Origin of the sequence: Rothia sp. HMSC069C01, from assembly GCF_001814655.1 — a bacterium.
GTDB classification, from domain to species: domain Bacteria; phylum Actinomycetota; class Actinomycetes; order Actinomycetales; family Micrococcaceae; genus Rothia; species Rothia dentocariosa.
Genome location: NZ_KV817383.1, coordinates 178,891 through 200,967 on the forward strand (window position 1 = coordinate 178,891; position 22,077 = coordinate 200,967).

Here is a 22,077-nt window from a genome sequence, read left to right on the forward strand (position 1 = left end):
TCCCACGCTCAAACGTGGGCATTTACAAGTTAAAATGCGGAAAACCGCGGTGCCGAAAACGGCTTAATTACTCGACGGTAATACCCATGGAACGAGCGGTACCGGCAACGATCTTAGTTGCGGCGTCTAGGTCGTTCGCGTTCAGGTCGGGCATCTTGGTCTCAGCAATTTCACGTGCCTGAGCCTCGGTAATAGAACCAACCTTCGTGGTGTGGGGAACAGCCGAGCCCTTAGCAACGCCAGCAGCCTTCTTGATAAGCTCAGCAGCCGGAGGGGTCTTCGTGATAAATGTGAAGGAACGATCCTCGTATACGGTAATTTCAACGGGGATCACGTTACCGCGCTGCGATTCGGTAGCAGCGTTGTATGCCTTGCAGAACTCCATGATGTTCACGCCGTGCGAGCCCAGTGCCGGGCCGACGGGCGGAGCCGGGTTAGCGGCGCCTGCCTGGATCTGCAGCTTAATAAGGCCGGTGACCTTCTTCTTGGGAGCCAATGTTAGGTCCTTTTCTTAGCTGGGAAACTGACGTACAGGAGCGTACGCCAGCAGACGGTGACCGTGGCGCGGTCACCCGTGCGGGCGCATGAAAGCGTGAGCATGCGCATACACAAACGAATATTCTAGCGTTAAAGCCGCTTTTAATCCACTGGATTTTCTTGCGACGACCCTTTTAGCCGACGGCTCGCTCTCTAGGGTGCAGAGGCGATGTGCGCACCTGACCTGGTTAGCTTGGAGTGCACGCAGGTTCAGGAAAACTCTTGGTTATCACAGAACTCGAAGGTGTACCGTTTTTGCGGACAACGGTACACCTTCGTATCTATGAGCATGATGTTACGACTAAAGCACGGTGAGCGTGGAAAAATGGGGCTTCCACTACTGCTCACGATAACAGCTACCCGGGGTTATTTTTAATGTTCTGCAGTCGAGAAAGCATATCTGCACGTTGTTCTTCGGTCAAAGGAGCGGGAGCATTTCCGCGCTGAGATTTGATGGTATTTACACGATTAATCAGCTCTGGAATGCGGGGATAGTACACACCGGGGCATAGCCTGCTGACAACATCCCGATGCCCGATGATATAGAGCGTATGCCCAATCTTGGTTTCAATATCTACGATAAGTTCGGCAAGGGTTGCAAAGTCATCGGAGTCGGCCTCAGGGCGATTCTCGACTCCGATTGAGGCAACGTTCATATTCCAGTTACCTGCATGAAGCGCTACATCCTCGTTTTCTGCGATCTGCGCTACGCGACCGCCCTCCGAAACATAATGTGCGGAAACTTTGTTGTTATTTTTGCACAAAAAATTCACATTGCTATCAAAAGACAATCCTTTTTTATCATCCCACCAGTGAACAACAAGGAAGAAAATATCGTTGACCTGGCGGTAATTTTTATGACGATTCTCGGTTTTACGGTTCGTCAAAAGCTCATAACTCATCTATTTCTCCTTATCTCTGTCCGCTCACATGGCGAAGCGATTTTCAAGGCGGGAGTATTCTCTATGGCAGACACTACCCACCCTGCCATTTCACCCTTCCAGATGCAAGGAATTTATCATGCTAATATATAACGTTTATTCGGTGAGTATCCTAAATTTTTAGAGTTCTCTTAAACATAATGAAAGGCTCTTTATTCAATATAAAGAGCCTTTCATATAGTGAAAAACAAAAGATCAGATCTTTTCGATCTGGTTGAATTCCAGGGTTACCGGAGTATCGCGCTCGAAGACCGAAATCAGGGTTACGACCTGCTGCGACTCCGGCTTGATCTCGGAGATAGTAGCATCCATGCCCTCGAACGGGCCGGACTTCACGCGCACATTCTCGCCCACCGTGTAATCGGATTCCACTACGGGCTGCGGGGTCGGCAGTCCCTTGCTCTGCTGCTCTTCCTCGAACACGGGCAGGAGCATGTCGAAAACTTCATCCATGCGCAGCGGCACCGGGTTGTATGCATCCTGACCTACGAAACCGGTTACGCCGGGAGTGTGGCGCACCACGCCCCACGAGTGGTCGGTCAGATCCATACGCACCAGCACATAACCGGGAACACGCACACGGCGAATAGTCTTCTTGACCGTGTTCTTGTATTCGACGACGGTCTCCATCGGAACCTGAACCTCGAAAATTTCGTCCTCGGCCTCAAGGTTCTGGATGCGGGTCTCGATACCGGTTTTCACCTTGTTCTCGTAACCCGAGTAGGTGTGCACCACGTACCAGTCGCCAATCTGGCGGCGCAGCTTCGCTTTGAACTCTTCGAGAGGGCTTACAGTGCTCTCATCGGGTGCGTTCTCGGCAGCGACGGGCGCATCGGCGGTTTCTGCCTCAACAGACTCGGTATCAACCGCAGCCTCGACTGACTCAGTCTCTTCAAGTTCGGGTACCTGTTCCTGCTCGGACACGTCGCTCCTACTTTCTTTACATCGTGAATCTAACCCCACACCGGGGGCTCAATAAATAGTACGGGTATAAGCGCGGATGCGCCTTATGAAGACTATCGCCCGCCTTGATTAGGTGACAGAGTTCCGTTACCGAACACCCAGAAGGATCCCTGACCGAAAACCCAGTCAAGCCCCGAAATGAACAAAATCATAAAAACAACAAAGAAAAGAACGCCAAAGAAGTAAATGGCGAGTTCTTTGCGAGTGGGGGTGGTAACCTTTTTCAACTCCGAGATAACTTCGCGGAGGAAACGGAACATACGACCAAAGACGCCAGGTTGAACGTCATCAGAAATATCTGTATCTGTGGTCTTCACAGTGGCAGTTTTAGCCATTTTCGCTGCCCCTTTCTACGTCTAGTTGCGCATCCTATACGATGCCAGAACACTTCATCGAGGCACTAGCAGGGCGGACAGGACTCGAACCTGCAACCTGCGGTTTTGGAGACCGCTGCTCTACCAATTGAGCCACCGCCCTTCGAAGCATAAACTTCGTCGGTCGTGGATTACTCCACTTGTTTACATCCTCGAATGCCTCGTAGCCGTGGGCCCACGAGGAGGCAAACTAAAACACCCTCATGGGGTGCTGACATAACTCTATCCTAAGCCTCGCGTCTTTGGCAACTTTCTACACAGTAATGGAGGCAATATTTTGCGCTTTTCGGGCTTCGCACTTAAAAATCTTGCATATACACTTTCTCCACCCCCTCAATGTTCTCTATGCTTATAAGAAGGGCTCGACGTGCCTCACACACGCACCGCCGAGTTTCACTTTAGGAGAGATACTTCACGATTCCGCCTGCCGCGTAGAGCCCTCTCGAAGGCGCACGGCGGAATAACTATGAAAGCGAGTACATTCACATATGGCGCGCATATCCAGCCGTATCGGCGCAATTGCACCCTCAGCAACCCTTATCGTCGATTCCAAAGCTAAAGCACTCAAGGCAGCCGGACGTCCCGTAATTGGTTTCGGTGCCGGTGAACCCGATTTTCCTACGCCCGCACATATTGTTGATGCTGCCCGCGAAGCCCTCAATGATCCTAAAAACTTCCGCTACTCCCCCGCATCGGGTCTGCCCGAGCTCAAACAGGCTATCGCGGATAAAACCCTGCGTGATTCCGGCGTTAAGGTCGATCCTTCTCAGGTACTTATTACAAACGGTGGTAAGCAGGCGGTCTATGAAGCCTTCGCTACCGTGATCGATGACGGCGACGATGTTCTGCTCCCTGCCCCGTACTGGACAACCTACCCCGAGTGCATCCGTTTGGCAGGCGGCAATCCGATCGAGGTTTTTGCCGGAAGCGACCAGGACTATAAGGTCACCGTCGAACAGCTGGAGGCGGCATACACCCCAGCTACGAAAGCGCTCATCTTTGTCTCGCCTTCTAACCCCACCGGCGCGGTGTACACCGAGGAGGAGACTCGTGCGATCGGTCAGTGGGCGCTTGAAAAAGGCGTTTTTGTGCTGACCGATGAAATTTACGAACACCTGACCTACGACGGCATTGATTCCGTTTCTATACTCAAGGTTGTTCCCGAACTTGCCGATACATGCGTTATTCTCAACGGTGTGGCGAAAACCTACGCTATGACCGGCTGGCGCGTGGGCTGGCTTATTGGGCCCGAAGATGTGGTTAAGGCGGCTTCTAACCTTCAGTCACACCTGACCTCGAACGTGAACAATATCGCACAGCGTGCGGCTCTGGAGGCTCTCACCGGATCGCAGAATGACGTTGAGGAAATGCATGCCGCGTTCAACCGCCGCCGCACCAAGATTGTAGACGGGCTAAACGCGATCGATGGGGTTCACTGCCCTAGCCCCAAGGGCGCCTTCTACGCCTACCCGGATGTGCGCGGGCTTCTCGGCAAAGAAATTGCGGGCAAACACCCCCAAACCTCTGCCGAACTCGCCGAGCTCATCCTTGAAGAGGCGGAGGTTGCGGTGGTTCCCGGTGAGGCCTTCGGCCCTAGCGGTTATCTGCGCCTCTCCTACGCGCTGAGCGATGAAGACCTAATGGAGGGTATCTCTCGTCTGCAGAAGCTACTCGGTTCCGCACGCTAAACCTAGGCGTTTTTGCGGTCCTCAAGAGAGTAGTTAAGCACTTCTGATCGCACCGCATACATCTCATGCATAAGGCACCCGTTCTGACGTGTACGCAAAGTCCGACGGGTGCTTCGCATATGCATTGTAGGTTCGGGGTGAGGAGCTCAAGGCTTTTACTGAACGTTTTCTCATGATCGAGATTATTACCCGAGCTTTGGTTATCCCATGGAGCGAACAGAGAAATGGCTTTCTTGCCTAATGTCTTGCTTTTCTGGGTTACACCCCAGATACCACACACTTTCTCGGCAGCATTGAGCTACCACCGCACATATGGTTCTCTCCCGATAAGACGCTTTTCCGCGCTTTGAGTATTTAAAACCTGAACTTTAATGCCGTTTCGTGGCAAAACACAAGTAATTCCACAGCTACCCACATAACCCAAACGCGGCTAAAATAGTATCTAAGAGGACGGTCTCCCGAGCTCGCGCATCCATTGCACGACGCTGGCGGAGACCATATTTTTACCCACGCGCAGAACACCCAACACGCGCAGACATAAGGAGCCATCATGAAAATCGGTCTGCTTACCTCCGGAGGCGACTGCCCCGGTCTCAACGCCGTTATCCGCGGCGCAGTTCTCAACGGTGTCAAGAAGTACGGCTACGAATTCGTCGGTTTTCGTGACGGGTGGCGTGGCGTAGTCGAAGGCGACTTCATGGACCTTCCGCGGCAGAAAGTACGCGGTTTGGCGTCCCGCGGCGGCACTATTATCGGCACCTCGCGCACCAACCCCTTTGATGGACCTAACGGCGGACCCGAAAATATCGAAATTATGATGGAACGTCACGGGATTGACGCCATTATTGCTATCGGCGGTGAAGGCACTCTTGCCGGTGCTAAGCGTCTGGCGGATGCGGGTCTGCCCGTCATCGGTGTCCCCAAGACCATTGATAACGATCTGCGCGCCACCGACTACACTTTCGGTTTTGACACCGCTGTTTCTATTGCGACCGAGGCTATGGACCGCATTCGTACCACCGGCGAATCACATCACCGCTGCATGGTCGCCGAAGTGATGGGCCGCCACGTAGGCTGGATCGCACTGCACTCCGGCATGGCTGCAGGCGCGCACGCTATTCTGATTCCCGAAGTCAAGGTTTCAATGGACGAGATCTGCCACTGGGTGAAAGAAGTGCACGACCGTGGCCGTTCCCCGCTTGTCGTGGTTGCCGAGGGCTTTATTCCCGAAGGCTTTGACGAAGTTCTAGCCAATAAGGGCACGGAAAAGGACGGTCGCCCCCGCCTGGGCGGTATCGGTGAATACCTCACCCAGGAGATTGAGGAACGCACCGGTATCGAAACCCGCAACACTATTCTAGGCCACATTCAGCGCGGCGGCGCACCCACCGGCTACGACCGCGTGCTGGCAACCCGTCTGGGTATGGGCGCCGTCGATATGGTGCACGAAAAGAAGTGGGGCATGATGGTCTCGGTTCAGGGCACCGAAATCAAGTACGTTCCCCTTGAGGAGGCTCTGGACGGTCTCAAGTCGGTACCGCGAGAGCGTTGGGACGAGGCTGCGGTTCTCTTCGGCCGCTAAGGGTTCGGCGGCAGTCCGCCTATCACAGGCAGAACGCAACGGGTGCCCGGTCAGAGTGTTTCTGGCCGGGCACCCGCGTTTTTATACGCTCGAAGGTTCGTTAGCGCTTGAGGAAGTCTTGCCCCGCAAGGGATTTGCGGGCGATTTCGCCGGCCTCGGGAGAGACGATGAGGGTCTGTGCTGCGGCATATTCGGTCGCAGTGGTTGAGGATTCATCGCTTGAAGCCTCACTGGTATCTACCGCACGCAGAGGTGCCGCAGGGTCCACGGCCCGCTTGATGACGGCGAGCGCTATGGGACCCGCCTCATGGTGCAGCGCCACCGAGGTGATGCGCCCCACCGCACGGGGCTTGCCCTCTACGAAGAGTTCGCTGCCCGCTGCGGGCAGGGTGTGCTCAGAGCCGTCAAGGTCGAGAAAGACGAGGCGGCGCGGCGGGTGTCCCAGGTTGTGCACACGCGCGACGGTTTCCTGTCCCTTGTAGCATCCCTTCTCGAAGTGCACGGCGGTGCGGGTGTAGTCCAGCTCTTGCGGAATGGTTTTATTGTCGATTTCGGTGCCTGCGCGCGGGCGCCAGGCTTCGATGCGCAGCGCCTCCGCCGCCCAGACGCCCGCCAGCTGGGCGCCTTCCGTGAGGGTGGTGAGCTTTTCGCGGGGAATAATACTCAGGTACCGTTCGTAGTTGGTGCCGGGATGCGCATCAGGCGTTGCGCTGTAATGGTAGCCGCCTTCGACGAGTGCCGTCCACGGGTCGCGCCAGATCAGCGCATCCGCAAAGACCGGATGGATAGCGCCCTGTTCCCCGCGCGGGTTTCGGGCAGTCTCGATAACGGCGTACTCTCCGCTCATATTCTCAATATCAACGCGAAGCATGAACTTCATGCGGTTCAGATAGTCGGTCAGCGGCTCCGCCTGTGCACCTTCGACGATGAGCCAGAGCGCCTGCCCGTCCTCGACAGCGGCTGGTGCATATTCGATGCGTCCCTGCGGGGAGAGTAGTAAAAATTCTCGGCTGTCCCCCGGGTTCATGTCGGTCAAAATCTGGGATGCGAGGGAGGTGAGCCAGCTGGCGTGGTCGGGCCCCGAGACCCTCACGACACCAAGAGAGGAACGGTCCACAACTACGGGGTCCCCCGTTGTGGCTCCACGATCGCGGACTAAAGCACGCTGTTCGGCGAGGGGATTGCCGTAATGCGCCGCGATGCCCGCATCCGGGCCGTCTGCGGCGAAGGCACCGTGTACCTGCATGAGTGGGCTGAGTGTGGGGGTGTATTCGGGCGCATCGGCGGCGGTATTTTCGGTAGTGCCCATGATGTTCCTCTCGTGCTGTTTTTATCGTGAGTGGCGGCCAGACGGTCTGCAAAACCCGCACACCGCAGCGGAACGGCGGGTATGCGGGCTTTATTTTGCGCTGTGTAGTCCTAGTTTTCGGCGGATCCTTCTTCTGCGCCGTCATCAAGGGAACCGAACATGCCTGTGCCCAGCGAATCACCGCTCATGGAAGAGGTCTTGCGCAGTTCCGCCGAGGCGTGCTTATGCAGGTTGCCTTCCTGATCGGCGATCTCCCAGTCCCACATGAGGTTGCCGTTTACAAGGCCCCACAGACGCACGGATCCGGCGTAGTCGTGCGATATTTCGTCGCGCAGCAGGTTACCGGTCTGCATGCGCACAACCGGTCCCTTAATCATGCCTACGTAGTTTTCACTGATTCCGCCGGGGTGCGCGATGGTGGCGATCAGATTGAACCCATCATCTTCGTTGCGCAGAGTTTCAACCGATTCCGCATCGGCAAAAGCGGGGACGATATCTTTGGGTACCAGCCCGAACCCGCCGTCGGCATCCGTGAGGGGACGGTCGATCTGCCAAAAACCGGTCTCGATAGTGATAGGACGCAGCTTTTGCCCGTTATCGTCGAGCAGGAAAGACTCGGCGCGGTATTCAAGGTAGGGCAGACCGTCTTGGGTGAAGTTAATAATCTGCCCGAAGGGGGTATTCTCTTGTCCTTCGTACCACATGGTTCCGGTACCTTCCCAGGTACCCAGAAGCCATGCAAAGGGAACGAGCTCGGGGGTTAGGTTGGTTGGAATTTCAATTGCCATTCCCCTATTCTAGGGGTTTTGTGTGGCCAGCAGTTCAAAACGTGGGCTATTTCGCTATAGGCTGGGATGCACGAGAGCCGGGTATACAAAAGCCCCCGGCACTGTCTGCGCACCCCGCCCGGGGTGCCTCAGCGTTAACCGGGGGCACCGTGAGCCTTCCTCGGCTCAAAAAATTTTACGCTCTACTTCTGCCCTGCGAAGAGACCCTTAAGTACTGCGTATGCACCAACGGCGATGCATACCGAGATGAGAGCCATCAAGCAGATGAAGAAGATCTCTAAGTACAAGATGTTGTCCATGCCTTAAAAATACCATAGATAGCTGAACTAAAGCACGGATCACGGCGCTTTCTCCTGGGTAAAAATAACTTTAACGCGCACCGCTGCTGCGTGTTTTAGCTCCGTTGAAGGTACTGTGCCCGAAGAGCACACAAAGGCATGAGTAAAATAGTACAAAACCGTGCGAGTAAGGATTGCAGATTCAGGAGGGTGTATGTACCGCATTGCGTTACTGAGCGATGCGCCACGAGCGCAAGAACTCATTCCTGCCCTCAGCCTGCTCAGCCACCGTGTGATTGAGCTTCCCCTCGATTCGCCCCTGAGTACTATCGGCACGGAACACGATATTGTTATTCTGGATGCGCGCCAAAATCTGCTCAAAGCACGCAATACCGCCCAACTTCTGAAGACTGCGGGGATCACTATCCCGCTCATGATTGTCCTGACCGAGGGCGGAATGGCGGCTGTTTCCGCCTCGTGGCAGGTGGACGATATTGTGCTGGACCAGGCTTCGCCCTCCGAAATGGATGCTCGCCTGCGCCTGTTGGTTACGGCGCCCGAGCTCAAAGATACGGACGATCGCAGCCAGCAGATTATCCGCATCGGCAATCTGGTCATTGATGCACAAACCTATTCGGCGCATCTGAACGGAGCGGCACTCAACCTGACCTTCAAGGAATTTGAGCTTTTGAAGTTTGTGGCTCAGCATCCCGGGCGAGTATTTTCGCGGGCGCAGCTACTCTCGGAGGTCTGGGGCTACGATTCGTACTATGGCGGTACGCGCACGGTCGATGTACACGTTCGCCGACTGCGTTCAAAGCTCGGTTCTGAGCACGAACAGATGATTACCACGGTGCGCAACGTGGGATATTCGTTCCACGCGCAGAATACGCATCATGATCCTTCTGCAGAAGACTAACGGCGCGGCGAAATACTTTTCTTTTTCTGGTGCTTCGAAGATTGTGCTTATTGCATCAAACCGGTTCAAACGCAGGCTTTCACCCGGTAGAGTTAAACAGTAGGCAATGTGAAAGAAGGCGAGAATGGCGGCATCACCCGAAAACTTCACCCTCGACTCTGGGCACTACGAAAATATGCCCCTCAATGCTGAGTTTCTAGAGCATTTCACGCAGTTCGCACGCGCCGTACAGAAGCACGACGGCACCCCGGCTTTCTCCGAGCAAACTCTGGTGGAGCTCTCGAAAGCGGTGCGCGGTGAGAGTCTGGTTAAACCGCAAGTTTTCGCATTCACTCCGGCCGCTGATAATCGCGAGTTACAGGCTGTACTCGTTGCCGTTCCCTCCCCCGAAGACTCCGACGAGCCCGGTGTACTTGAGGCAGCCGTTCACCCGCAGATGCGCGGGCAGGGGCTCGGTTCTGCCTTCTTCACTCGCGTTATTGAGGATTTAGGAAGCGAGGCCGCCAACTACAATCTCTGGGTACACGGAAGCGCAACCGACACCGGTATTGAGAGTCCCACCAATGAGCTCGCCGAAGCCGCAGGTTTCACCCCGGTACGCGTGCTGTACAAAATGGTACTTCCGCTTGACGAGCAAACCCGTGAGAATCTTGCCGAGCTCTCAGATGCGCGCGCCCTGCCCGACTCGCTTGAGCTGCGCACCTTCACCCCCGCCGACGAAAACTCCTGGCTTCGCGTTAACGCGGAAGCCTTCGCCGAGCACCCCGAACAAGGTCGCCTGACTCTCGCGGACTTACGCGAGCGCACCGGCAGCGACTGGTTCCGCCCGGAGGGGTTCTTTCTCATCTCTGAGCGGGAAGACCCGCATAATATTGCGGCGTTTACGTGGACAAAAATTCCCACCGCTCAGACCGAGCCGGGGCAGCCGCTCGATGATCTGGTGCCTGCGGGTGAGATTTATGTGGTGGGGGTCAGTCCAAACGCCCAGGGTAGCGGTCTGGGGCGCACCGTGACCCTGCGTGCCCTGGCGTATTTGGCGCTTGCATCCGACGAAAACGGTGAGCCTCTGCACGCGATCGAACTGTATGTGGACGCCGATAACGCCCCTGCGTTGAAGCTCTATGAATCGTTAGGGTTCGCAGTTGCGACCGTGGATCGCATGTACGCCCCCGAACGCGGGTCCGGCAAGAGTTCGTCTAACGGTGTGGATGCGAGCGTGCTCTCCGCTGTTACCACAGCGGTTATCTCGACCGGCAGCATCTAGCGTTTATTCGGGGTGGGGCGCGGGTTCTTTACCGGCTCATACCCGTACCGAACGTTCTTTCTGCGTTGTGCTCGATGACGAGCGGCGCATCGTAAACTTAGTCCCTCAACATAGTAAGGAATAGCCTGTGGCACCCCACCCGCATACTAAAAAGAATACCGAACCGGCACCGATGACCGGGTTGATTCACATCGGAAACGATATCTCGAAGATTGAGCGTGCCGATACCCGTGCCGACCGCATTGAGGCGGGAGAAAAACTCGATCTACCCAATATCGAAGGCGATTTTGGTGCCGAGCGTTTTCTCGACCGTGAAAGCAGCTGGCTCGATTTTAATTCCCGGGTGCTGGAGCTTGCCGAAGACCCTGATCTGTACCTGCTGGAGCGCCTGAATTTTCTGTCTATCGTGGCCTCGAACCTTGACGAGTTCTTTATGGTGCGCGTGGCGGGGCTCAAACGCCGCATCGCTACCGGACTCGCGGTACCTTCCGCCGCAGGGTTGAGCCCTGACGAACAGATGGAGGCGATCTCGACCGCCGCTCACAGCCTGCAGAAACGCCACGCCCAGGTTTTCCATGAGCAGATACTTCCCGAGCTGAAAAAACAGAACATTCATATTGTGGGCTGGGATGACTTGGATGCAGACGCTAAAACCCGTTTGCGCCAAGAATTCCTGCGCGATATTTTCCCGATTCTCACCCCGCTCGCGGTAGACCCGGCGCACCCCTTCCCCTATATTTCGGGGCTTTCACTGAATCTTGCGGTGCTGGTGCGTAACCCGCAGACCGGCAAGGAACTTTTCGCGCGTGTGAAGGTGCCCGATCAGCTTGACCGCATGATTTCGGTGGATGGTCCCCGCGCCGCCAACACGACCGGCAAGGAATCCCGCTATATTCCGCTAGAGGTCATTATTGCCGAGCACCTTGACACGCTCTTCCCCGGCATGGAGGTTGTTGAGCACCATGTCTTCCGCGTAACCCGTAACGAAGACCTTGAGGTTGAAGAGGACGATGCCGAGAACCTGCTGCAGGCCCTCGAAAAGGAGCTGCTGCGCCGCCGTTTCGGTCCGCCCGTGCGTCTTGAGGTTGAAGATACGATCAACCCCACGATCCTCGACCTGCTCATTTCTGAGCTCAATATCGACGACTCCGAAGTATACAAGCTCCCCGCGCCTCTGGATTTGCGTGGTATGGGCGCGATCGTGCGCGCCAACCGTCCCGCGTTGCACTACCCCAAGCATATTGCGCATACCTCCCGCTGGCTCAACGCCGCCGAAACCGCCAAAGAGGCGGACGTGTTTGCCGCAACCCGCGATCACGATGTACTTTTGCACCACCCCTACGATTCCTTCGCCACCAGTGTGCAGGCGTTTCTTGCGCAAGCGGCGGCCGACCCGAAGGTACAGGCTATCAAGCAGACCCTCTACCGCACCAGCGGCGACTCCCCCATTGTCGATGCGCTGATCGAAGCCGCCGAAGCAGGCAAACAGGTTGTCGCCCTCGTTGAAATTAAGGCCCGGTTCGACGAAGAAGCCAATATCTCCTGGGCGCGCAAACTCGAACGCGCAGGCGTGCATGTGGTCTACGGTCTGGTCGGACTGAAAACCCACTGCAAGCTCTCCTTGGTAGTGCGCCGCGAAGGCAACCAGCTGCGCCGTTACGCACACATCGGCACCGGCAACTACCATCCCTCCACCGCACGGTTCTACGAAGACCTCGGCATTATCACCTGTGACGAGCAAATTTGTGAGGACGTCTCGCGCCTGTTCAACCAGCTCTCCGGGTACGCACCGAAAACCACCTACAAATCGCTGCTCGTCGCCCCGCGTTCGCTGCGCAGCGGGCTCATCGAGTGCATCAACCGCGAAATTGAGAACCATAAGGCTGGTAAGGAAGCGCGCATCCAGATCAAGTGCAACTCCATGGTGGACGAGGCGATTATCGATTCCCTCTACCGTGCCTCGCAGGCGGGAGTTCCCGTCGATGTGGTCGTGCGCGGTATTTGCGCCCTGCGCCCCGGTGTGCCTGGCCTCAGCGAGAATATCCGGGTGCGTTCGGTGCTTGGGCGCTTTCTAGAGCACTCGCGTATCTTCGCGTTCGAGAACGCGGGCGAGCCCATCGTCTATATCGGGTCTGCCGATATGATGCACCGCAACCTCGACCGCCGCATCGAGGCGCTCGTAAGGGTCAAAGACCCCCGCCATATCAAGTACCTGCTCGACATGTTCACGGTCTACATGAGCGATGAATCCCGCACCTGGCATCTCTCGGGTGACGGCACGTGGAAGCGTTTCGATACCGATGCCGACGGCAACCCGCTGCGCGATGTGCAGTCCTATTACCTGCGCTCGCGCTCCCGGAAGAACCACGACAAGATTTAGCGGTTTTCCCCTTCCGTAACTTCTGTATGCAGGTGGCTTTCAGGCCGAAAAGTAGCACTATAGTGAATTTTCGGTCTGAAAGCCACACTATATGCCCATAATTGCGCTCCGCAGGGCGCCAAGCCACGTAACATTCGGATTTTTACTACGAAGGTGAACACAAGGTTACGGGACGGTGACGCCTCTGAAGATTTTTCCCCTAGAATGGGAGTACACCGCATCATCACTACCAGCTCGTAGAGGATCCCGTGACCACCGAATCAACGTACTATTCCGCCCACGTATACGATAATTCACTCGCCATCACCCGCACCCGCGAAAACACAGCGCCTGTCGTTGCCGCAGGTGCCCTCGTCTGGCGCTTGCACGGGGAAAAACTTGAAGTGCTCATGATTCACCGGCCCCGCTATAACGACTGGTCTTGGCCCAAAGGCAAACAGGATGCGGGCGAATCGCTCGTTGAAACCGCCGTTCGTGAGGTAGGCGAAGAAGTCACCCTCAGAATAACCCTCGGCGTGCCGCTGGCGGTCACCAACTATATGGTCTCGGGGCGCCCCAAGGATGTGTTCTACTGGGCCGCACAGTTGCCTGTGGGTGAGCATCCCCGCGCTGACGAAGGCGAAGTTGATGAAATCCGCTGGGTAACCCCCAAAGAGGCACGCAAGCTCTTGAGCAACAGCACCGATCACGAGCCTTTGGATGCGCTCGTTGCTCACCATAAAGCCGGTACTCTGCACACTCGCCCGGTCGTCATTATGCGGCACGCCAAGGCAAAACCACGGTCTAACTGGACTGCCGCCGACGACGAGCGTCCGCTCGCGGGAACCGGTAAACGCCAGGCGCTTGCGCATAGCCACCTTCTGGAGGCATACTCCCCCACCCGTTTGCTTTCGTCTCCATGGCTGCGGTGCATGCAGACCGTGGCGCCCTATGCGAACGACCATGCAATCGCGATCAAAGAGAAGAAGTCCCTCTCAGAGAGCGGCGCGGCAGGGCATCCTAAACGCACGGCAAAAGTGACCGAATCGCTGTTCGTAAAGGAAGTTCCTTCGCTGCTATGCACGCATCGCCCCGTTTTTCCGCTGGTTTTTAAAGCTCTTAAAGGCCACCTCATGAAGGGTTCGGCGAAAATTCTTCCCACCGAAGACCCCTATATGGAGCCAGGGGATGCGGTAATCCTGCAGGTCTCAACCGCCGAGCACGGTGGTATCGTCTCGGTTGAGACCATCCGCCCGGTTATTGATTAGCACCAGAACTTTCGCGGTTCATGCGCATGGAAGTGCGCGAGTTTTGAGCCCCCTCGAAAACTTTCGAGGGGCTCAAGTATTCCAGATGACTAGACAGGCTCATGCAACGCCTCAGACCCCTACAGGATGTGCTCATATCGGGGGTTCACATCTGGTAACATAAGTTGAGCTTCAACCTTTCACTTAGGTTCAGCATAGTTTCCAGCCACGCATCACGGAAGATACATAAACTATGGGCGAATACGACAACATGCACGTTCTAGAGCGTGATGTTGAGTTCGATTTTAATCATGCCGATATTCTGCTCAGTATATTCAGATATTTAAAAAGGAAGTTAGAAATACAGCTTCCGGAACGGCAGCGGTATATTGGCATAGCCCAACGTGAGTTTAAAGGACATTTCGCACGAGTTTTTGATCAGAACTGTAAATATTCCATCTCTGAATGTAAAAACCTGATTACAGCCCTGGGCGATGCCGCTACCGACCTGCAGAAGTATATTGATGCTGCACACCAAGAAAATGAGAATCGTAAAAAATTCCGTGAGGCTATGGCAAACTGGGAGGAAGAAAAACGGAAGATCAGAGATAACATTGAAAATGATAATCGAAATACATTTATAAGTTTTCAGAAAGATCCCGCTGCTCATTACCCTCCCCAACCACAGCCTAATCTAGATAACGAAGGTCCCAAGTTCGACGAACGCGCCCCGATTATCAAATCCCGTAATACGGGCAGAAATGCAGAGGTTATTGGGCGCAACCGTACGCATCGCGCCGAAAAGAGAGCTCGGGACGCCGCCCAGGATGCTACCGAGACTACCTCGGCTATTCCCGGCAACCTCGTGACATTTGCGCAAAAGAACTCTAAGTCAGATCAAAGAATTGCTGAGCTTTACTCCAATATCACCAAATGCTACAGCTCTTTCGCTGAGCATACATCATGGGGTGTTTTTGATGCCGTAAGCCTTTTTAACTCGATCGCAAAATGGGTTGATGCCAACCAATCTGATGTTCGTTGGATTCTCACTGTTGCGGAAGCTTTCGCGACGGCTGGTTCTCAAGGAATGTTAGGCCCTATTTATTCTGAAGCAGATTTTTTGGATTATCCGCAGTACCTTAATACGGGGTATATCCGGAATTATCTGAAGGAACAGAAAATTTCTACAGATCGTCCGAGTATTGACGTTTCTCGTGCGACAATAACCGGCGCGGTATACTCAGCGGGATATGCGCTTGATCCCGTAAATGTTGCCACAGGGAATTTCATTGAGCATGAGTGTGATCTCTCCTTCGAGCATGCTCCTGCGGCATCGCTCATCAAGCTTGAACGTATGTACAACAGCGTTGCCGTTACCTATCCCGAAGAAGCCCCTTCGGGCATCTTTGGTCTCGGTTGGTCTTCTACGCTTGATACTCAACTTACGTTGAGTAACACGGGCGCTGTATGGCACACGCCTGATGGTCGGACTCTTGCATTCCCTCGTATGGGCGACGGTTTTGGTCGTGTTCCTTCCGAATCATATTGGCTTAGCAAAACTGTTCCCGGCGACGAGCTTTACAGCTATGTTTCCACAGCGACGACAAAAGCAATCAAGACGGCAGAGAACGCTGGGCGCAAGGTCAGCGCACCTACTGCACCCGCATATTATTGGGTTGTTTACAACTCCAAGCACGTTCGATACTTCTACGATCCTTCTGGTGCCTGGACAGGCGTGATGGAGGGGCATTATGCAACCTTAACACTGCCTCTTTACTCATCGGATTCCGCAACGGGTGCGTTAGAGCTGACTGACATTGTTCACCCGGCCTCAGGTCGAGGTCTTCAGATACGCTACGGCAACTCACCCCGTTATAACCGTATTCGCCCTGAATCTGCCAGCACCTACCTTATAGATCATGATGTGCAGATACTTGATACCGTCACCTACATTTATGACGATGATGATCTGCTAGCAGCGGTTAACCGTCCCGACGGTATTCGTCGTTACACCCATAACGCTAAGCGCCTTATTGAAGAAGTGTGGGACGTGAACGGCCACCGTGAAGTCACTAATACCTATGACGGCCAAGGACGTGTGGTCCACCAGCTGACTGAACATTCCCGTGAAGTGTCTTTCGTCTATGCTCCGGGCATTATGACGATTGTTGCTGACGCGATAACCGGCGACAGCTCTAATATTTGGCGCTCGGATGAACACGGACGTCTTAGCTCTATGACGGCTGCTGATGGCAGCCGCCAAGTCATGCGCTACGATAAGTTCGGCAACCGCATCAGCGTTACTGAACGCGATGGTTCTACGATAAGCCGTTCCTACGACTCTCACAGTCGTTTAGCGAAACAACTTACCCCCGAGGGCGCACTGTCTAAGTACACCTGGGACGAACATAACCGCCTGCTCACGACCTCTGTATGTGATTTCCGTGATCGGCTCAACCCCGGTGATCCCGTGGTAGTGTCATATACCTACGAATCAACAGGTGCAAACCCAAACCCCATCACTATGACCGATGGGAATGGGCATACTACAGAATATAGCTGGGATGAGTACGGCAACCTTCTAAGCGTTACTGACCCCACCGGTGTACGTACCACATACACCTATAACGCACGTCAAGAACTGATCAGCATAACAAACGGCGTTGGCGATACAGTCCATCTAGAGTACGACAAACACGGTCGAATAGTGCAGGTTAAGGATGCTCTAGGTCACGTAACCGCTACGCATTGGAACTCCGCCGGGCAACTCGCCTCGGTTACGGATGCTGCCGGTTCACGCTGGTCCCTCACGTACCCTGAACTTGCTCCCGAAGAGCTGGATGTTCCTGCTTTTGTACGCCAAAGCGACACTCACCGTGTACGCGATACATCGCGGCCTATAGGTCAGCTGCCCGTTTCTTTGACAGATCCTTACGGTCATGTCACACACTTTGAGTACAATAACGGCAACCAAATCACCGCTGTCACCGATCCACTGGGTCGTACCAACCGCGCAGTATTTGATGCCTGGGGCAACATGGTCAAGACTATTAATGCCCTCGGTGCCGTAACCAACTATGAATACGATGGCCTGTCACAACTTATTGCGGTGACAGATCCTCTGGGTGCCCGGAGTGAGTTTGACTACGACTTGGCTGGCGAAATCAGCCAGATTACGGATGCTACCGGTGTTGTTACGCACCGCACTGTAGACCGTAGAACGGGCAAAGAAACTACGTCCTCCGGCGGAATACTCGGATCTTCATTCCGTCACGTCGATTATCTGGGACGGGTGATTATTGAGGGCGAGAACAATACCCAAAATTTCGCCTCTTCGCAGCCGGTTAGACGTGCATCTCAAAACTCAAAGTCACCGAGTGCGTCCCCAAGAAACAGCGAAACTGTTACCGAGTTTACAACCTATGACGCCGCAGGCAATCCTGTTGAAACTCTTGATGCTCATGGCGGACTCACCCGCCGCACCTACGATGCGGCAAACCGGCTGATACGCGAGGTATCTGCGGCGGGACGCACCCAAATATTCGACTATGATCAAGCCGGGCGGCTGCGGCGCATGGGCGTGGGGCTAAGCGTGCCCAAGCAGAAGCCGACGGTGGGCGAGAACGTGGAGTGGGAAGAACCTACCGCTTGGGCGTACACAACGCTAACCTACGACGCCGCATCTCGAATTATTGCCCGAACCTATCCTGACGGCACAACTGAACATACGACGTACGATGCCCTTGGCCGGATCGTACGGGTGCAGCATGGGGCTCGCACGGCAACGTATGCATACAACCGGTGCTCACGCCTGATCCGCATGAGTGATAACAGCGCTGGTAACCGCAGATTCATCTATGATGCAGCCGGTCAGCTAGTGACTGCTGTAGATGCCTTAGGGTATCGCACCCATTTCGAGTATGACGCTGCTGGGCAGATGGTGCGCACCCTGGATGCGACCGGCCAGGTCACCACGTATATTTATGACGCCGCAGGTCAGCTTATCCGCACCGTTAAGGGCGCGGGTTCTACGGCAGAGATAACATCTACATACACCTACGATGCCGCAGGTCGTCTGCTGTCTGAAAATAATGGTGAGCGAACCCGTGCATACTCCTACGACTATCAGGGTGGCGGTCTGCTTGCGTCTTTGAGCGTCAATGGTGTGTGCGCGGCGGAGTATTCGTACTCCCCCGGAGTATCATCTGTTGGTCATCGAACCGTGACGGTGCGTGACTACGCCTCAGCTTCTGCACTCAGGGACCGCGATTCTTCCGCCTTTGCGGGTACCGAAAAGCCGTACCTTGAGCATCGTTTTGTCTATGATTCCTCCGACCGTCTGATTTCTCGCAGCCGTTCAGGATTCCTAAGATCGGACGAGCAAAGCAACGCTCATGCAGACGATGATATACACGAGCGTCTTCACGCTTTGAATGCCTTTATCAAAACCGGCGCATATACGCTGACGTACTCGTATGATGCCGATGGTTATCTGATCACGTCAGTAACCCCTTACGCAAAATCTACACGCACCGTAGATGGCGCCGGTCGAACGGTAGCTGTAACAACACACGCCACGGGACAGCCCGCTCACGACGTTATCTCTTCAGTATTCTCCTACGATCCTCTGGGACGTCTCACGCGGATTCGGGTGGGAGATATGGTGTCTTCCTGGACGCACGAGCGCACTACCGGGCTAATCTCAGACTATGTGCGGGAACAGGTACTCGCCGATGTCCGAGGGCTTGAAGAATCAAAGGTTCTTGAACGCACACAAGTGATCCGTGACCATAACGGCCGTGTGATTGGGCTGGATTCAACGGGATCTGATACTTCACAGGATGGTCTTGTGCTGTACTCCTATGACGATGCCGGGCAGCTTGTGGGCGCCCGTTCAGCATCCCACGTGTGGGAGTGGGAGTACAAAGCCGGAGTCATGATGCGCGAGCGCGTCTTTGCTCTCGATACTTCTAACGGATCTGAACGCTCGGCTGCAGACTCTCGTGTTCTGGAGGGTGAGCGTATCTTCACCCATAACGAAGCGAACCAGTTAGTCACCGTTGAAGCTCGCGCATACGCAGGTGCACGAGGCGACGCTGGGGAGCTTGCCGCTCACAACATCACGGAATACACCTACAATCTGGCAGGCGAACGTAGTGGTGAAGTCACGACCGATAAGCTCACCGGTGCCTCATACTCTCGCGAATATAGCTGGGGTGCCTACGGCGGCCTGACATCGGTAACAGACTCTGTTTCCTCACGTGTAGGTATTTCACGCACTTCACTGATTTCTGACGCGGTGGGTGAGGTATCCGCTGTTTCTGATGGTGAGGGCATTACAGTGCCTCTCATGTGGGATGCCAGGTCGGATATTCCGCATCTTCTGGGTGCTGGGGCAACGAGCGCGCCCAGCTCTGACGGCGGCTTTTCACAGGCGGGCATACCCGGCGGAGTGACACCTTGGCATACCCTCAACGTCCCCGGATTGACCGGCAACGCCCTCGATTCGGCATTAGGTAGCACACCCGGACTGCCGACAGACTGGGGCGTGCCCTCTGCAAGCGCTACCCCGGTGCCCGGGATGCCCACCGGTTTCGAGTTCACGGGTGCAGGGTCGCTACGCGTAGCCGGTCTAGATATGCTAGGCGCTCGCGTCTATGACAGCCCTTCACGTCGTTTCCTCTCAACAGACCCGAAGGCCGCAATAGCTGGTTCATCCTGGTTTGCTGACGTTTACGCATATGCAGGCAATAATCCGCTGGAGTATGTGGACCCTCGGGGTGAGCGCCCCATGACGGTTGCAGATTACCGTAAGTATCAGAGCCAAGAAGGCGAACGTTTCATGCAGCAGAGTCTGCGCCTTCTGGCTCTTGTAGGTGTTATTGGTTCCCTGTTCATAGCGCCGACAAGTATCCTCTTGGCCGGCGGTGTTGGTTTTATTTCTGGTGCCGCCAACGGTGCCGCTGATGGCATGGATTTCCACACCCCCGACGGCAATATCGACTGGGATAAAGTGCAGGCTTACGCCCTTCAGGAAGGCGGGAAAGAAGCACTCACAGCCGCACTCATAGGGATGCTCTTCAAAGCCGGGCCGCCCGTAGCACGCGCCACCGGCAACCAGGCGATGAAAGTCCCCGTTATCTCCAGAACGGTTGATCGGGTTAAGACGTCCCCTGTTGTCATTAAAACCCAAAACACCGTTAATGCCGTCAAAACCCGCATCAACGGAATCCAAGACCGCATTGCCACATGGACGCGCACCAGCCTGCTGGGCATCGAGCACGTAGTGCCCAAAGTGCATCCCACGCCGCACAATAGCCCACATCAGATAGACATACCCAACGGACCCAAACCTACCCATACCGGATCTCTCGACCACAGGACATCAGGAACAGTACACGAACCCAATGTGCAGCTGAAACCTGTGGAGGGACCGAAGGTTGAGAACCTGCCTCCGGCGAAAGGTGCGGCTAGTGATTCTCCATCATTAGAGAAACCTGCTACAGATGGTAAACATGCATCTTGGGTGGAGCATCCTCCGGGTTCTAAGCTGCAAAATGGTGATCAGACGGCCACATATCTCGCTGGTGATGACTTCAAAAAGACTCTTGTGAAGAATACTAAGGACAGCTCTCGGTATGTGCCTTCTGAAGAGCCTGGAACGTACAACGTGTACGGGGTTGATAAGGCTCGCGAGCTGCGAGAAGAGTACTTTAAAACGCGTAAAGGACAAGGATCTTCTGCTGACTTATCGAAAGGTAGGCCTGAATTTGCCCTGTGGCGTCCTGAAGTTAGTGAGCCTAATCTAGATACAGCGATGACTGGTTTTAGGAATGTTACCCGACATGGTAATACGGTTGAGGCTCAGGTTGGTTCTCATAAATTTATGGTGACTGATCTGGATGAGTATACTGGGACAATCCCTGATGATGTGGTTCCAACCGCTAAATCTCTTTATGAAGATGGGAAAGTATACTGGAAAAATAAGGATCATAAGCCTGAGGGTTTTGGGAATGTGCCGGATCCTCTGCCTTTTGATAATAAGGAAGCTCGTATCCTTCCCACGCATGATTACGCTGGGAATGAGATAGATTATACAAAGTACAAGGTTAGGAGGCGGTCACGTGTTCCTAACCAGATAAATGCTGCTGGTGAAGAGCGTTTGATTGTCGGTTCTGATGGGAGTATGTATTACACTCCTGATCACTATAAGACCTTTGTGCGAATTTTCTAAAGGAGATCATGATGACTTACGAAAAAAAATATAAGGATGAGTTCATTGTTCCGGTGTTCACTCAGGAGAGCGGGTACTGGGAGAAAATCATGAAGCCTCGTTTGCAGGACCAGGGGTGGTATATCGCTGAAGTAGACTGTGCGAATGTAGAGGATATTGAGGATTGCGGCACAAGGCTTCTACGTGAACTCAACTTTAAAGTTCCTGAGCATGGATATATTAATGCTATGGGGGTCAAAGATAATATCACTGATATCTACGGTATTAATATACGCAAAGGCCTTTTTGTTTTTTATAAGAATTTTGAAGATATCTTCTCTACCCATCCGGATTTGCATCAGGGGTATGGGGCTGAGTTCATGCTTCAGCTAATCGAACGTATAGTTCATCATTATTCCAGGCTACGTGGAAATATCTATGAAGAGTTTCCTGTAGTGGTGGGGTATGGCGTTGGTCTTCCCACCTCGTATATTCCGCAGTTTGAGGAACTGATGGGTGCTGAGAACGTGATGATTGCCGGTGAGGGTGTGCGGTATCCATGGTCTGATTTCGAAGAAGAGCAGCGCAGGAACTTCCCGAACGGCGCCCCGGACC

14 protein-coding genes and 1 tRNA gene are annotated in these 22,077 nt (G+C 54.5%); 8 read left to right on the plus strand and 7 right to left on the minus strand.

From position 1 onward, the window contains the following. Window positions 1-67 precede the first annotated feature (67 nt). The 5 genes from rplK to HMPREF2981_RS03830 all read right to left on the minus strand — a co-directional run bounded on the left by rplK (window position 68) and on the right by HMPREF2981_RS03830 (window position 2,918). On the minus strand, window positions 68-496 hold the full coding sequence (gene rplK / locus HMPREF2981_RS03810) for a 50S ribosomal protein L11 (protein ID WP_004005333.1): 429 nt from the start codon (window positions 494-496) through the stop codon (window positions 68-70). Window positions 497-893: 397 nt separating this feature from the next. Then, window positions 894-1,439 carry a peptidoglycan recognition protein family protein gene (locus HMPREF2981_RS03815; RefSeq protein ID WP_004005334.1) on the minus strand — a complete coding sequence of 182 codons (546 nt, stop codon included), beginning with the start codon at window positions 1,437-1,439 and terminating at the stop codon, window positions 894-896. A gap of 234 nt (window positions 1,440-1,673) precedes the next feature. After that, window positions 1,674-2,402, minus strand: a complete 729-nt coding sequence (nusG, locus tag HMPREF2981_RS03820) for a transcription termination/antitermination protein NusG (RefSeq protein WP_048779616.1) — start codon at window positions 2,400-2,402, stop codon at window positions 1,674-1,676. A gap of 92 nt (window positions 2,403-2,494) precedes the next feature. Further along, a complete protein-coding gene (gene secE, locus HMPREF2981_RS03825) occupies window positions 2,495-2,776 on the minus strand; it encodes a preprotein translocase subunit SecE (protein ID WP_004005336.1) in 282 nt (93 codons plus the stop codon). A 69-nt stretch (window positions 2,777-2,845) separates the two neighbouring features. Further along, a tRNA-Trp gene (locus tag HMPREF2981_RS03830) sits at window positions 2,846-2,918 on the minus strand. A gap of 385 nt (window positions 2,919-3,303) precedes the next feature. Here HMPREF2981_RS03830 and HMPREF2981_RS03835 point away from each other — a divergent pair. Continuing rightward, window positions 3,304-4,503 (plus strand): pyridoxal phosphate-dependent aminotransferase, encoded by a 1,200-nt coding sequence (locus HMPREF2981_RS03835; protein WP_048779615.1) that lies wholly within the window; start codon window positions 3,304-3,306, stop codon window positions 4,501-4,503. Window positions 4,504-5,053: 550 nt separating this feature from the next. Beyond that, window positions 5,054-6,085, plus strand: a complete 1,032-nt coding sequence (locus HMPREF2981_RS03840; protein WP_070660887.1) for a 6-phosphofructokinase — start codon at window positions 5,054-5,056, stop codon at window positions 6,083-6,085. A 100-nt stretch (window positions 6,086-6,185) separates the two neighbouring features. Here HMPREF2981_RS03840 and HMPREF2981_RS03845 read toward each other — a convergent pair whose 3' ends face one another. Both HMPREF2981_RS03845 and HMPREF2981_RS03850 read right to left on the minus strand, forming a co-directional pair. Next, window positions 6,186-7,394 carry a CAF17-like 4Fe-4S cluster assembly/insertion protein YgfZ gene (locus HMPREF2981_RS03845; protein WP_070660889.1) on the minus strand — a complete coding sequence of 403 codons (1,209 nt, stop codon included), beginning with the start codon at window positions 7,392-7,394 and terminating at the stop codon, window positions 6,186-6,188. Between the two features lie 110 nt (window positions 7,395-7,504). Next, window positions 7,505-8,182, minus strand: a complete 678-nt coding sequence (locus HMPREF2981_RS03850) for a heme-binding beta-barrel domain-containing protein (RefSeq protein WP_004005340.1) — start codon at window positions 8,180-8,182, stop codon at window positions 7,505-7,507. Between the two features lie 492 nt (window positions 8,183-8,674). Here HMPREF2981_RS03850 and HMPREF2981_RS03860 point away from each other — a divergent pair, with 492 nt between their 5' ends. The 6 genes from HMPREF2981_RS03860 to HMPREF2981_RS03885 form a co-directional block, all read left to right on the plus strand. Continuing rightward, window positions 8,675-9,379: a winged helix-turn-helix transcriptional regulator gene (locus HMPREF2981_RS03860; protein ID WP_004005341.1), complete on the plus strand. Its 705-nt coding sequence runs from the start codon at window positions 8,675-8,677 to the stop codon at window positions 9,377-9,379. Window positions 9,380-9,503: 124 nt separating this feature from the next. Then, window positions 9,504-10,643, plus strand: a complete 1,140-nt coding sequence (mshD, locus tag HMPREF2981_RS03865; protein ID WP_070660891.1) for a mycothiol synthase — start codon at window positions 9,504-9,506, stop codon at window positions 10,641-10,643. A gap of 127 nt (window positions 10,644-10,770) precedes the next feature. Continuing rightward, entirely contained in the window at window positions 10,771-13,023 is a 2,253-nt protein-coding gene (locus HMPREF2981_RS03870; RefSeq protein WP_048779607.1) for an RNA degradosome polyphosphate kinase, read from the plus strand. Window positions 13,024-13,271: 248 nt separating this feature from the next. Further along, entirely contained in the window at window positions 13,272-14,270 is a 999-nt protein-coding gene (locus tag HMPREF2981_RS03875; RefSeq protein WP_004005347.1) for an NUDIX hydrolase, read from the plus strand. A gap of 232 nt (window positions 14,271-14,502) precedes the next feature. Beyond that, window positions 14,503-21,483: a DUF6531 domain-containing protein gene (locus HMPREF2981_RS03880; RefSeq protein WP_070660894.1), complete on the plus strand. Its 6,981-nt coding sequence runs from the start codon at window positions 14,503-14,505 to the stop codon at window positions 21,481-21,483. 11 nt (window positions 21,484-21,494) lie between these two features. Then, the coding region (locus HMPREF2981_RS03885) for a hypothetical protein (RefSeq protein ID WP_070660896.1) at window positions 21,495-22,077 on the plus strand (583 nt) is incomplete at its 3' end.

Bases quoted from the DNA above. Each gene is read 5' to 3' on its own strand.
- HMPREF2981_RS03880 (WP_070660894.1), top strand. From the start codon at position 14,503: ATGGGCGAATACGACAACATGCACGTTCTAGAGCGTGATGTTGAGTTC.
- HMPREF2981_RS03835 (WP_048779615.1), top strand. From the start codon at position 3,304: ATGGCGCGCATATCCAGCCGTATCGGCGCAATTGCACCCTCAGCAACC.
- HMPREF2981_RS03850 (WP_004005340.1), bottom strand. From the start codon at position 8,182: ATGGCAATTGAAATTCCAACCAACCTAACCCCCGAGCTCGTTCCCTTT.
- HMPREF2981_RS03840 (WP_070660887.1), top strand. From the start codon at position 5,054: ATGAAAATCGGTCTGCTTACCTCCGGAGGCGACTGCCCCGGTCTCAAC.
- HMPREF2981_RS03845 (WP_070660889.1), bottom strand. From the start codon at position 7,394: ATGGGCACTACCGAAAATACCGCCGCCGATGCGCCCGAATACACCCCC.
- HMPREF2981_RS03815 (WP_004005334.1), bottom strand. From the start codon at position 1,439: ATGAGTTATGAGCTTTTGACGAACCGTAAAACCGAGAATCGTCATAAA.
- HMPREF2981_RS03860 (WP_004005341.1), top strand. From the start codon at position 8,675: ATGTACCGCATTGCGTTACTGAGCGATGCGCCACGAGCGCAAGAACTC.
- secE (WP_004005336.1), bottom strand. From the start codon at position 2,776: ATGGCTAAAACTGCCACTGTGAAGACCACAGATACAGATATTTCTGAT.
- mshD (WP_070660891.1), top strand. From the start codon at position 9,504: ATGGCGGCATCACCCGAAAACTTCACCCTCGACTCTGGGCACTACGAA.